The following is a 13,439-nucleotide window of genomic DNA, read 5'->3' as shown; positions in this document are numbered from 1 at the left end:
TTATATGGAATATTAATTGAAGGAGTCAACGCAAAATAAGGATTAAATAGTCTATCTGTAGAAATTGTTCTTAACGCATAGTCTATTTGTAGAATATGACAATTCCTTTTTTATTCACATTCTATGACAGAAAGGCCGGAATACGGCTTAAAATGGCTATATTTGCGTCTATTTATTTTTTAAGGGAATTAATTGTAAACCAACAATATAATGTCAGAAAATACGGAAAATCAGCAAGACGGCAGGATTATCCAGATCAACATTGAAGAGCAGATGAAAACGGCCTACATAGATTACTCTATGTCAGTGATCGTGGGACGTGCTCTTCCGGATGTCCGGGACGGTTTAAAACCGGTACACCGCCGCGTGTTGTTTGGTATGAATGAGTTAGGGAACAACAGTAACAAAGCTTACAAGAAATCAGCCCGTATCGTGGGTGAGGTAATGGGTAAATTCCACCCGCATGGTGACGCCTCCATCTATGATACGATCGTTCGTATGGCCCAGCCGTGGAGCCTGCGTTACATGCTGGTAGATGGTCAGGGTAACTTTGGTTCGGTGGATGGTGACATGCCGGCGGCAATGCGTTACACGGAGATCCGTCTGCAACGTATGGCAGAGGCAATGCTGGAAGATATCGACAAGGAGACAGTGGACTTCACCCTGAACTTTGACGATACCCTGGAAGAGCCAACAGTACTGCCTACACGTATCCCTAACCTCCTGATCAACGGAGCGTCAGGTATTGCGGTAGGTATGGCGACCAACATCATGCCGCACAACCTGTCAGAGGTGATAGATGGCCTGATTGCATACATTGATGACCGTGACATTACTATTGAAGACCTGATCAAGCACGTAAAGGCACCGGACTTCCCTACAGGTGGTGTTATCTACGGTTATGAAGGTGTGAAACAGGGCTTTGAAACAGGCCGTGGCAGGGTAGTAGTACGTGGTAAAGTGAACGTAGAAACTACCAAAGCTGGCCGTGAACGCCTGGTGATCTATGAACTGCCTTACCAGATCAATAAAGCAGCACTGCACCAGAAGATCGCGCAGCTCGCAGATGATAAGATCATTGAAGGTATTTCCGAAGCGCGTGACGAAAGTGACCGTGATGGTATGCGCCTGGTGATCGATCTGAAACGTGAAGCGATCGCTAACGTGGTGATTAACCAGCTGTATAAATATTCAGAGTTACAGACATCTTACGGTATCAATAACGTGGCACTGGTAAAAGGTCGTCCGCGTGTACTGAACCTGAAAGATATGCTGGCTGAATTTGTTGACTTCCGCCATGAGGTAGTTGTACGCAGAACGCGTTTCGACCTGCGTAAAGCGGAAGAAAAAGCACACATCCTACAGGGTTACCTGATCGCTCTGGATCACCTGGATGAAGTGATCGCGCTGATCCGTTCATCCCGTACACCGGATGAAGCGAAGGAAGGTCTGATGACCCGCTTCGAACTGAGCGACATCCAATCCAAAGCAATACTGGAACTGCGTTTACAACGTCTGACCGGTATGGAGCGTGATAAGATCAAAGAAGAATACGACGAGGTAATGAAACTCATCGCTTACCTGAAAGATATACTGTCTGACGAAGGCCTGCGCTTCAAGATCATTAAGGAAGAACTGGAAGATGTAAAGAAACGTTTTGGAGACGAGCGTAAAACTGAGATCCAGTACCTGGCGAGTGAAATGCGTATGGAAGATATCATTGCAGAAGAAGACGTGGTGATCACCATCTCTCATCTGGGTTATATCAAACGTACATCTGCCTATGATTACCGTCAGCAGAAACGCGGTGGCCGTGGGGCGCTGGGTGGTAAAACACGTGAGGAAGACTATATCGAGCACCTGTTCGTGGCGTCTACTCACCATACCATGTTGTTCTTTACTGAAAAGGGGCGTTGTTACTGGCTGAAAGTATACGAGATCCCTGAAGGAGAGAAGAGTGGTAAAGGCCGTGCGATCCAGAACCTGATCAACCTCCCTACGGATGATAAGATCAGAGCGATCATCGATATCAAGGACCTGAGTGATAAGGAGTTTATCAGCTCTCACTATATTGTACTGTGTACAGCGAATGGTATCATCAAAAAGACATTACTGGAAGACTTCTCTCGTCCACGTCAGAATGGTGTGAACGCAATCACGATCAACGAAGGTGACCAGTTACTCGAGGCTAAACTGACCAACGGTAACAGCCAGATCATGATGGCCATCAAGAGTGGCCGTGCTATCCGCTTTCCTGAGAATACCGTACGTGACACAGGCCGTGGCGCTATCGGTGTAAGGGGTATCGAGGTAGACAACGACAAGGACGAGGTTGTTGGTATGATTTGTGTAAATAAGGATGATGAATCCCGCACTGTACTGGTAGTTTCAGAGAAAGGTTTCGGTAAACGTACTGATATTGAAGAATATAGAATTACCAACCGCGGTGGTAAGGGTGTAAAGACTATCAATATCACAGAGAAAACAGGTAGCCTGATCGCTATCATGGACGTAACTGAGAAGGATGACCTGATGATTACCTGTAAGTCCGGTATCACGATCCGTATGGCAGTTGCCGATATCCGTGAAGCTGGCCGTGCTACCCAGGGCGTACGTCTGATCCGACTGGATGATAACGACGAAATCGCTGCTGTCGCCCGTCTGGATGAGCAGGAAGAGGATAAGTTTGCTGAAGAAGGTATGGAAGGAAATGAGCAGGTAGATGGCTCAGCAACACCTGGAGATGCTCCGGCTGGTGCAACGGAAGATGTAACGCCTGCAGAATAATTACCAGGAAACCGCAATTTCTTAATGCGAACTAATGGTTAACCTGCGGTGGATTGTATTTATTATGGTTGAAACAGGCATTAAAATCTAACGCCATACTTATAGAAAACAACAAAATATTGAGCAACATGAAAAAATTACTGGTATCATTTATCTTTTGCGGAGTAGGAATGGTTGCATTCGCGCAACGTGCGAAGGTGAACAGTGCGGATGACGCGCTGGGCAAGAAAGATTATGATAAAGCAAAAGCCGATATTCAGGCAGCACTGGAAAATGAAAAAACTAAAGGTGAGGCTAAAACATGGTATGTAAAAGGAAAGATTTTCGAAGAAGTAGCTACTGAGAAGAAAGATCCTGTACAGGCAATGGAAGCATTCGAGGCCTACAAAAAAGCCCTGGATATCAATGCTAAACTGCCAGAAGCTTTGCTGGAAATGAACCGCCGTATGTTTAACCTGTACGCTACCATCGGTAACGCAGGTTACGGTAATCTGAACGACCAGAAATGGGATTCAGCGTTCGTTCACTTCAAAGACGCTTTTGCTGTAGCTGATTACTACAATGGTAAAAATCTGGGTGGTACTATCCCTACAGATACTTCTATGGTATTCTACGCAGGTTACGCTGGTAACCAGGCTGGTAAAAAAGACGAGGCGCTGCCATTCCTGAGAAAGGCTGCTGACCTTCAGTTCAAAGCCGAGCCTGCACTGTACGTGATCCTGGCGCAGACCTACGAAGAGAAAGGTGATAACGCTAACTGGCTTAAAACTATCGAAGAAGGAAAAGTAATGTTCCCTAAGGACAAACGTTTCAACGATATGGAGATGCTGTACTACTCCAAAACCGGTAAAACCAGTGAGTTACTGGGTATGCTGGAAAAGAAGATCGCTGAAAATCCAAACGATTTCCAGACAGTACTGGACTACGGTATCCGTGTAGACAACCTGGCTAATCCACGTGCGGATGAGAAAGGTGAAGCAGCAAAACCAGCTAACTACGATGAGCTGATGACCAAAGCTGAAAATGCTTACAAAAAAGCGATCGAACTGAAAGCTGATGATGCAACCGCTAACTTCCAGTTAGGTGCACTCTATTTCAACCGTGCAGTAGGTTTCAACAAGGAACTGAATGCAATGGACAGCAAATCTCTGAACACGCCTAAAGCAAAAGAACTGCAGACTAAAGTAACTGGTCTGATGGATCAGGCACTGCCTTTCTTCGAGAAAGCGGATGCTAACTTCTCTGCAGCAGGTAGCCTGGAACCTAGCGACAAACAGACTTACGAAAGCTGTCTGTATGCGCTGCAGAAGATCTATGCTATCAAAAACGAAACTGCTAAAGTAGAAGCAGTGAAGAAGAAGCTGGAAAGCCTGTAATCAATCATATTGATACATAAAAAAGTCCCGGTCCATAAAGGCCGGGACTTTTTTTCGCATATAGGTGATTGTTACTTATTCGATATGAAATGATACGTCCAGAATGCCGCCAGCAAAATGAACAGGATCACGATCACAATGATGCCCAGTTGTGTAAAGTAAGTGATCTGGTGTTTACGGCGTTTGCCGGTACGCAGGTTACGTAGCATCTGCAATTTCATCTGCCGTAACCATACGGGAATTTGTTCTTTCTGTTCAAAGGCAGATAATCCTTCCACGGCCTCACTGCACATTTCACAATCAGCCAGATGAAGTTCCACTTCATGCAGCGCTTCGCCTGTTAGCCGGCCCTGTACATAGTCCAGCAGCTGCTGTTGCGTAGGGCAGGTCGTCGTGGTGAAAATATCCTGATATTCTTCGTTCATAAAATGTTTTCTCGATAATTATTGTTCTGCATATCTCCCTCGTTAACCCTGCTTCCCTAAAAGGAGTTTCAGGTTACGTTTTCCATTCTGAATATAACTCTTCACCTGCAACAACGTATATCCCGTTTGATCGGTAATATCCTGGTAAGATAGTTTCTGCAGATAGAAAAGTTTGACACAGACACGCTGTTCCGGGTTTAATTGCTCCAGTGCGGACTGCATATTTTCCAGCAAGTTATCTTTCTCCACGAACCTGGCTTTATCTTCTGCAGGTTCCGCAGGGTCATTGAGATGCTTTTCACTGACTTCTTCCTGCCGGATCTGACTTCTGTGACGCAGCTGCATCAGGCAATGATTTTTGGCCACCTGGTAGATCCAGGCCCGGAAGTACTGGACCTTATGCTTGTTGATGTCCGCCAATACTTTTAAAAAGATCTGTTGTACACTGTCTCTCGCATCCTCTTCGTTTTTAAGGTATTTCATGCACATACCCAACAGCAACACTGCATACCTGTCAAACAGGATGCCTATCCAATTGCTGTTCTCATCGGCTTTGAACCGTTCCAGCAGTTCCTCATCTGTTAATTCCTGACTATTCTTATAATTCACTGGATAAAGATAAAATACTTATAATATTAAGATGCATTACCCAACGGGATTCCATAAAAATTGCCGGCCAATTAAAAAAGCCCATAGAAGATCCCTGTACAGGATATCTATGGACTTGTATGATATGTGAGGCTGATGCACTCAGCAGAACGATCTATAAATTGTCAAGGGCCGCCTGGGCTTTGTCCTTCATACTGCCATTCATGCGCACTACCTCTTTGAACATACGGCGGGCCTTGCCGGTTTGTCCCTTACTACGATAACATACGGCCAGCTGGTAGCGCGAAAGTTCACCGTATCTGCCGGTACTACCTGAAAGATGTTTATACCGGGAAATGGCCTCATTCAGGTCTCCCTGCTGGTGATACACCATGGCAGCTTTATACAGGAATTCATCCGTACTGCTGGAGGCAGCGGCAGGTTTGTCATCATCCTTCTCTTTCTTTTCCTTTTCCTTCTCCTTTGCCACCGGCTTAGGTTCAGGTTTCTCCTCCGTTTTCTTTGCCACAGCCGGCGTATCCTTGTCATCTGGTACGATCCTGGCCTCCGTCTGTTTAGGAACAGGAGAAGCCTGTTTTTTAGCGCTGTCCTTATCCTTGGTTACCAGCGGAGTGGCGGCTGGTTTGGCCGCCGCCTTCACAGAGTCTTTTATCGGAGGTTTAGTAGCCGGAACTGCTGGCGTTGGTGCAGGTGGTACAGCAGTAGCCACTGGTATTGCCACAGGTGTGGTAACAGGACGGCGACTTACCGTATCCGGTTTCTCCGCACGGGCAGGTGTGATAACGGCTGCCTGTACAGCGGCCGGCGTTGCTGCAGGAGTAGTGATCATCGCGGCATTACTGGCAATAGCTTTCGTTACCGCCGGTTTAAACTTGCCCTGTTGCTGTATCAGGTAGATGATGCCGGCAGCAGCGGCGATCCCTGCTACTGCCCAGAAGTAGATCAGGAAACTTTCCTTTTTTTGTTCCTGGCGCTGATAGCGTTCGGCTTTATGTGCATGGGACACCTGTTTGATGCCGTTCCGGATGAATTGCTGCATACTTCCGGCGAGCGGCTGGTACTGGTCCCTGTATTGTTGTTGCTGGAGTACCTGCAATGCATCAAAACAGAGGTCGCAATCCACCAGGTGTTGTTCTACCAGGTGTTTTTCGACATCCGTCAGACGACCGTCCAGGTAACGGGGAAGCTGGTCCCTGTTCAGACAGCGGATGTTACTGAAGATCTTCAGTATTTTCTCATTGTTTTCCAAGTTACTCATAGGTTTCATTCATCAATAAGGACGCCATTTTTTGCTTTGCCTGTTGTAGTAACTGCCGGGTCTTCTCGACAGTATACCGTCTGGTTTCCGCCAGTTCTGCAAATGACTTATTATTCACGTAAAATTCTTTCAGAAAATATTTTTCTTCATCAGGTAGTTTCTCAAGTGCACGCACAAAAGATGCAGCGAGCTGTTGTTGCTCTTTCATATTCGTGGCTGCTTTTTCGACCCTGCCTTCGACCTGTTGTAATTCTCTGGATGCCGTACTTGGAAAAAATGGATTGTTCCGGTCTGTCTGGGCCTGTTGCGCCCTGATCGTGTAGTGTATCCATTCATTGGCTTTCGGGATACTTTGGGTCTTCAGACTATTGCTCAGCCGCTGGAGCAACGAGGGGTAGACTTCCTCGGGAGCGGTGGCGGGTCCATTATTGAGATGGGGTAAACAAACAGCGACCATGAGGTGGCTGTAACGTTCCATGAGCACACCTTCTGCTTCCTGATCTTTCAGCTTTCTCGCCCGGGAAATCAATTCCTTATCTGATAAATTAGTTAACTGCTGTAGCATAGTGTTACCTATATTTACATATAAAAGACAAAAAAGTTCATTTTGTTGTCTTTTGACATATAATTATTTTAGACAATTAATATGCCATATGCTATTACTGTTGTTCCGGTCATGCCTTTACGCGCGGAGCAATCTCACAAAAGTGAAATTATCTCACAAGCCTTGTTCGGGGAATGCAGTGAAATTATTACCACCGGTACAGATGGCTGGGTGAAGGTAAAATGTCAGTATGATGGGTATGAAGGCTGGGCAACTGTCAATCACCTGGAAACGATCGATTCGACCCTTTTTAATGCGCCCTATACTCATTATACCGCTTCCTGGATCAATGGGCTAATGTTGAACGGAAAGCCGATGCAGGTCCCGTTTGGCTGCGTGATAAAACATGGCACAACGGACGTGGTGAACTGGGGAAAATTGACGGTACAGTTTGAGGAGGAACCGGCAATAATTGGTAAGGAGAACTTAGTAAATTTGGAGGCGTTGCGGAAGGCTGCCTTTCTCTACCTGAATACGGCGTATCTGTGGGGGGGGAAGTCTGTCTTTGGCGTAGATTGTTCCGGGTTCACGCAGACGTTATTTAAGACGCTGGGCATTCCCTTGCTAAGAGATGCCTATCAGCAGGCTACACAGGGTACTACAGTAGATTTTCTCCAGGAGGCGCGTTTCGGAGACCTGGCTTTCTTTGACAATGCAGAAGGGCGTATCACGCATGTGGGCGTTTTACTGAATGACCATGAGATTATACATGCTTCCGGTAAGGTACGCGTAGATCCGATTGACAACCAGGGTATTACCAATATTGACACTGGCGTACGAACGCACAAGCTGCGGATCATCAAGCGTTATTTCTAATAGCACCTTATATAAAAAGAGAAGCCCATAGCTGCTGCTATGGGCTTTTTCTATTACGGTTATCCGTTCTGATTATTTCTCACCGAAAGTTTTGTTGTAAAGCTCAATGCTTTCCATCACGATACGTTCAGCAACAGCTTTATTCTGGAATTCAGCCACCTTTACAGTTTTGTGTTCCAGTCGCTTGTATTCTTCAAAGAAGTGACGGATCTCAGCAGTAAAGTGAGGCGGCAGTTCTGTAATGTCATTGATGTGTGCCACGCTCATATCGTTAGCAGCAACAGCGATGATCTTGTCATCTGCCTCACCATTGTCGATCATCTGCATTACGCCGATCACTTTTGCTTCCATGAGACACATAGGAACCACGTCCACCTGTGAGAGGATGAGGATATCCAGTGGGTCATGGTCATCACAGTAGGTCTTAGGGATAAAACCGTAGTTAGCCGGGTAGTATACGGAAGAATAAAGTACCCTGTCGAGTTTCAGCAGACCGGTTTCTTTGTCCAGTTCGTATTTAGCGCGACAGCCTTTAGGAATTTCAATGATCGCATTTACTATGTTCGGCGCTTCTGATCCTGTATTGACGTTATGCCATGGATTGTTCGTCGTCATCATCAACTTGTTTTTTTTAAATGATTTATTTGGCACCCGCTCTGCTTTTATTCTGCATTGCAAAGATATAACGTCGCAAAGTCTTTCCGTGGGACCCTGGCAACTGATTTACCGTATGCAAATGTGGAATTTAGAATATAAGCCTGCTGGCGCGTGCGCAAAAATAAGGAACTCAACTGTAATTTCGCAATTACTGCAAAATAAACAGTTATGAATTGATTTACAATAATTTATTTAACAGAAGGGAGCGGAGCTGCAGTGTCCTGTGGAAGCATGGTTGAGTCCAGTGGCGCGCTTGCCGGTGGCAAGTAGTTTGGAATAATACTTTCGAATGTGAGAGATATTTTCCAGCGGCCATTTTCTTTCACTAACTGCAATCTTTCTTTCTGCTGCGAAGAAGAGTTCAATACAGTAACGGTTGCTTTGTCACCATTCTCTTCCGTCTCAATCACCTTTATACCAGCTTTCTTTATTTTTTCCCTTTCTGAGTCGTTACGACGGGCATCAAAAAAAGAGTATAGCTGAATTACCTGTTGCGATTCTTTGGTTGCGTAATCCCTGGCAAGATCGAAGTTCGATTCCTGAATGGCGTGCATAAAATTGAGTGCTACCTCCTGCGGAGAAGCACTTTTTTTGCAACTGCCAAGTACAGTACCGAAAAATATTACCAAGGTGAGAATGCGCAGATAACTGGTCATGCAATTGTTCATTATAATACAGTTAACAAAAATAGGAGGAAAGTAGAAAATTACAAAAAGCAGCGGGGCCGCAGCCTGTAATTTTTCAGCTTTAGTACCTGTTTTTGAAAATTGTTGGTTTCCCTGTAAACCGGTATAGGCAAGAAAGTCTTTTAACAGTTTACGTTTAAAGCCGTGAACATACTTAAAAGGCTGTTAAGGAAGTGTTAATTGTTAACGCCCTTCCTACTCCTTGTTTGCGTCATACGCGCGTATGATAGCCTTTACCAGCCTATGTCTTACCACATCTTCCTCATCCAGCTGCAGGTACCCTATACCATCAATGTTTTTGAGGATACGGGTAGCCTTTTCCAGACCAGACTTCTGATTTTTAGGCAGGTCGATCTGTGTAAGGTCACCAGTGATGATCGCTTTCGCAGAAGCACCGATACGTGTCAGGAACATTTTCAGCTGCAGTTCGGTGGCGTTCTGCGCCTCATCCAGGATGATGAATGCATTGTCGAGTGTACGTCCGCGCATATACGCCAGCGGAGCGATCTCGATCACGCGGTTGGTCATGAAATAACTGAGTTTGTCAGCAGGGATCATATCATCCAGTGCATCATACAGTGGGCGCAGGTATGGATCGATCTTTTCTTTCAGGTCGCCGGGCAGGAAACCCAGGTTTTCACCTGCTTCTACGGCCGGACGGGTCAGAATGATCTTTCTCACTGCCTTGTTCTTCAGTGCTCTTACTGCCAGTGCCACAGCCGTGTACGTCTTACCGGTACCGGCAGGTCCGATGGCGAAAATGATATCATTCTTGTCTGCCAGAGAAACCATTTTCTTCTGGTTCGCTGTTCTGGCTTTTACATTACGCCCATTAGGACCAAAGACCAGGATCTCATTGGCATTGCGGTCTTTGAAATTGTCGACTTTCTCTTCGTCACCCAGAATCTGTTCAAAGTAGTTCTCGCTCAGGTTGCCGTTACGCTCGAGATAAGAAATGATCTGGCCGATTTTTTCCTGCGCTATGGTTACTTCTTCCGGAGCGCCAGAGAGCTTGAGCTGGGTACCACGGGAGAGGATCTTTAACAACGGAAACTTCTTTTTCAGCAGATCCAGTTTTCCATTGTTTACTCCGAAGAACTCGATAGGGTTAATGCTGTCTAAACTGATAATTGATTCTGTCAAGTGCTATTTTATTTAGAACGTTTGAGGTTGCAGTATATGATGTGTGTAAGGCAATATACCTTAAACACCCCATATCTGGAAACCTATAGTTTGTAACCTTTGTCTGACGATTTTACTTCAGCTGCGCCTCCTGATATAACCTTCCTTCATACGCTAAAACTAGCAGGAGATATATGGATACCATGCCAGGATGAGCAGCTATATATCAGCAGCGGCAAGAACCACGCCAAAGCCCCTTGCTTTCTGCCAAAGATATTCATCCTTTTACAGATGCCGAAAACGGGAAATCCACATAAGTGGAAAACAAAATTAAGGCCTTAAATAATACAAAAGGCTGTCGTCCTGCCAGATAGTTATTAAGAATAGACATTTTTAATCATATATTGAGTATTTTTAAAGGGATTATCGTTCGGGATTTATGATGAATGCCATTATGGGTAACGCGCTGTCGGGCATTGTGCCAGCGTTGTTACTGGATCTGCACGGTAACCTCTTGTATGCAAATAAACAGGCGTCAGGGTGGCTGCAGATACCGGAGGGGGAATTTCATCCGGCAGGAAATACAACCAGTTTACATTTTAATGATGTCATCGGAAAGAATGCAGGAGTGTACTGGCCAATGCTATGTCACCTGCTCAACATGGGCAAACCCGCCTGTGTAGAGATGTTATGCTATAACCACCTGTGGGCCCGCTGGCAGCTGACCGCTGCTGGTAACTATTACCTGCTCTCTGGTACGGACATCTCCGGAGGTCGCCCCGCCGATACGGCGTCCGTATTACAGGCATTGCCGTTCGGGTTACAGCATTTCAGTCAGGATGGTATCCACCGCTACGCCAATGACCTCCAGCAGGAAATATGGGAGGGGGTAGATCCGGTGCTTTCGATGCCGGGATATTGTCTGTTTGATGAGCCGGTATTCCTGGAAACCGGTCTGGTGGAATTGTTCAGTGCCGCACTCCGCAGCGGACAGCCCATCAGCACGGAAGTGCAGCTCGGTTACAGGGAGCATGCCATCAATGGTGTGACCCGCATCCTGCCTGCATACTACGAAGCAACCGTCTTTGCCGTGAGCGACCAGCAGGGAGGCGTATCAGAGCTGGTCATGATGACGTGTGACATTACAGAAAAGCAGCTGTCGCTGCTGCAACTCCGTAAAAGCGCCCGTCTGCTCGACCTGATCATAGAACACCTGCCTATAGGATACATACAGATCGACCACTTTGGCTATATCCGCAGGATCAACCAGACCTTACGAGAGTTTTTCCAGTACGAAACAGGGAAGGATGAAGCTCCTTTCAATATGATGAGTGACCCGTTTGCCCGGTTATACGGACTGGACGAACTGTTCATGTATGTAATGGTGCATAATAAGACCCTGCGCATAGAAAAACAGCTCGACTTCTCCAGGGACAGCCGCTGGACGGCCCAAAGCCGCGAAGTCTGGCTGGATCTGACCGTGTTCCCGTTGCGGGACCCTGTAGACCAGGAACAGGTGGTCATCATACTGGTCAATGATGTTACCGATAGAAAACAGAAGCGGCAGATGCACAACCTGTTGCAGAGAAATACTGAACAGCTGCACCTGTTCTTTGATGCCGTGGATATGGGATATGCCACTATGGAACAGGATGGTACCCTTTCCTTTGTTAATAGGAAAGCAGAGGAAATGGCCGGCCGACAAGTGTTTCCCGGAGAGAATATCTTCAGTGTTATGCCGGAACTGGGGAATGCCAGTCCGTTTAAAACACGCTTCTCCGCTGCACTGTCAGGTAATGTCTCCCAGTCGTTCAGCAGTTATTTTCCCCGGCGCTATAAATGGTACGAATTCCTGATCACGCCGATGAGTGATGGCACCGTATCCGTTTTTATCCGCGATATTACGGATAGCCGGAATATGCAGAAAGACCTGTTCCGCGCTAATAAGCAGCTGAATAAACTAAACCGTAGCCTGATCAACCAGAACCAGCAGCTGGAAGACTTTGCGCACATCACCTCCCATAACCTGCGGGCGCCCATTGCCAATCTGAAAGCACTGATGCAAATGCATAACGATTCGACGTTACAACACGAAAGGGAGCAATACCTCAGCTTAATACAGGAAGTTATACGCAAGATTGATGAAACGCTCAACGACCTGGTAGACGTAGTGCAAATCAGGAAAGATGTGGATGTAGAACGTGAAGAGCTTATATTTGCAGAACGTCTTCAACATGTGAAAGACGTTTTATACGTGGATATCGAAAAAAGCGGCATACAACTCACGACTAATTTTGAGCATGCGCCCTCGCTGGAATTTCCGCGCCCGTACCTGGACAGTATTCTGCAGAACCTGATCACCAATGCTATCCGTTACCGTACGCTGGAGCATAAACCCCGCCTTCATCTCAGTAGCTGGCGGGAAAAAGGGTATACTGTACTGACTGCTGAAGACAATGGTCTGGGCATTGACATGGAACGTTTCGGACACAAGCTCTTCGGCTTCAGAAAGACATTTCATAAGAATAAGGACGCAAAAGGCATCGGCCTTTTTATTACCAAAACACAGGTGGAAGCGATGGGAGGAAGTATTCGTGCAGAGAGTTCACCCGGTCAGGGAACGAAATTTATTATTACCTTTAAATCAGAATAAATCCCTGTATGCAATTGCACAACATGATTTTTATCGTAGATGATGACCCGATTCATCAGCAGATCGCTAATATTATGATCAAAAGACAGGGGATAGGAGAGCAGGTAAGGGCTTTTTCCGATGCACAGGATGTGCTGGATTATCTGCGACAGTATTCATTTGAAGCGGAACAACTGCCTGACCTGATCTTACTTGATCTTAATATGCCAGTCATGGATGGGTGGGATTTCCTGAACGATTATGCCGGATTTTACAAAGACCTTGCAAAACAGATCGGCATATTTGTACTCACATCTTCTATTGACGATAAGGATCGTAAAAAGGTAGATAACTACTCCTTCGTGAGGGGCTACCTGACAAAACCTTTGTCCAGCGAGATCATTACCAAGCTACAGGCGAGCTAATGCACTTCATATAGGGAAGATGGTTAGGAAATAATCAGGAAG

General features: G+C 46.1%; 12 protein-coding genes. 5 read left to right on the top strand and 7 right to left on the bottom strand.

Translation table 11 applies throughout. The annotated features are described in order from the left end of the window. Window positions 1-210 precede the first annotated feature (210 nt). Entirely contained in the window at window positions 211-2,787 is a 2,577-nt protein-coding gene (gene gyrA / locus GWR21_RS07855) for a DNA gyrase subunit A (RefSeq protein ID WP_162331195.1), read from the top strand. A gap of 128 nt (window positions 2,788-2,915) precedes the next feature. Further along, entirely contained in the window at window positions 2,916-4,163 is a 1,248-nt protein-coding gene (locus tag GWR21_RS07850) for a tetratricopeptide repeat protein (protein WP_162331194.1), read from the top strand. Window positions 4,164-4,234: 71 nt separating this feature from the next. On the opposite strand, the gene GWR21_RS07845 is transcribed toward GWR21_RS07850, so the two are convergent. The 4 genes from GWR21_RS07845 to GWR21_RS07830 form a co-directional block, all read right to left on the bottom strand. After that, a complete protein-coding gene (locus tag GWR21_RS07845; RefSeq protein ID WP_162331193.1) occupies window positions 4,235-4,588 on the bottom strand; it encodes an anti-sigma factor in 354 nt (117 codons plus the stop codon). 42 nt (window positions 4,589-4,630) lie between these two features. After that, window positions 4,631-5,197 carry an RNA polymerase sigma factor gene (locus tag GWR21_RS07840; RefSeq protein WP_162331192.1) on the bottom strand — a complete coding sequence of 189 codons (567 nt, stop codon included), beginning with the start codon at window positions 5,195-5,197 and terminating at the stop codon, window positions 4,631-4,633. 154 nt (window positions 5,198-5,351) lie between these two features. Next, window positions 5,352-6,455, bottom strand: coding sequence for a tetratricopeptide repeat protein (locus tag GWR21_RS07835; RefSeq protein ID WP_162331191.1), 1,104 nt, complete (start codon window positions 6,453-6,455; stop codon window positions 5,352-5,354). Then, on the bottom strand, window positions 6,448-7,020 hold the full coding sequence (locus tag GWR21_RS07830) for a sigma-70 family RNA polymerase sigma factor (RefSeq protein ID WP_162331190.1): 573 nt from the start codon (window positions 7,018-7,020) through the stop codon (window positions 6,448-6,450). Before GWR21_RS07830 ends, GWR21_RS07835 begins: the two co-directional genes overlap by 8 nt. A gap of 81 nt (window positions 7,021-7,101) precedes the next feature. Here GWR21_RS07830 and GWR21_RS07825 point away from each other — a divergent pair, with 81 nt between their 5' ends. Then, window positions 7,102-7,875 carry a C40 family peptidase gene (locus GWR21_RS07825; protein WP_162331189.1) on the top strand — a complete coding sequence of 258 codons (774 nt, stop codon included), beginning with the start codon at window positions 7,102-7,104 and terminating at the stop codon, window positions 7,873-7,875. Between the two features lie 72 nt (window positions 7,876-7,947). Here GWR21_RS07825 and GWR21_RS07820 read toward each other — a convergent pair whose 3' ends face one another. The 3 genes from GWR21_RS07820 to GWR21_RS07810 all read right to left on the bottom strand — a co-directional run bounded on the left by GWR21_RS07820 (window position 7,948) and on the right by GWR21_RS07810 (window position 10,361). Next, entirely contained in the window at window positions 7,948-8,493 is a 546-nt protein-coding gene (locus GWR21_RS07820) for an inorganic diphosphatase (RefSeq protein WP_162331188.1), read from the bottom strand. A 227-nt stretch (window positions 8,494-8,720) separates the two neighbouring features. After that, the gene (locus GWR21_RS07815; RefSeq protein ID WP_162331187.1) at window positions 8,721-9,200 is read right to left on the bottom strand and encodes a DUF4878 domain-containing protein; all 480 of its coding nucleotides are present in this window, start codon (window positions 9,198-9,200) and stop codon (window positions 8,721-8,723) included. Window positions 9,201-9,413: 213 nt separating this feature from the next. Beyond that, window positions 9,414-10,361, bottom strand: coding sequence for a PhoH family protein (locus GWR21_RS07810; RefSeq protein ID WP_162331186.1), 948 nt, complete (start codon window positions 10,359-10,361; stop codon window positions 9,414-9,416). Window positions 10,362-10,779: 418 nt separating this feature from the next. On the opposite strand from GWR21_RS07810, the gene GWR21_RS07805 reads away from it, so the two are divergent. Both GWR21_RS07805 and GWR21_RS07800 read left to right on the top strand, forming a co-directional pair. Beyond that, window positions 10,780-12,993 (top strand): sensor histidine kinase, encoded by a 2,214-nt coding sequence (locus tag GWR21_RS07805; RefSeq protein ID WP_162331185.1) that lies wholly within the window; start codon window positions 10,780-10,782, stop codon window positions 12,991-12,993. Window positions 12,994-13,016: 23 nt separating this feature from the next. After that, the gene (locus GWR21_RS07800) at window positions 13,017-13,397 is read left to right on the top strand and encodes a response regulator (RefSeq protein WP_162331184.1); all 381 of its coding nucleotides are present in this window, start codon (window positions 13,017-13,019) and stop codon (window positions 13,395-13,397) included. The last annotated feature ends 42 nt before the right edge of the window (window positions 13,398-13,439 follow it).

It is taken from the genome of Chitinophaga agri (assembly GCF_010093065.1).
GTDB classification, from domain to species: Bacteria; Bacteroidota; Bacteroidia; order Chitinophagales; family Chitinophagaceae; genus Chitinophaga; species Chitinophaga agri.
The sequence above is the reverse complement of the archived record's forward strand: the minus strand, read 5'-3'. Positions and strand labels throughout refer to the sequence as shown.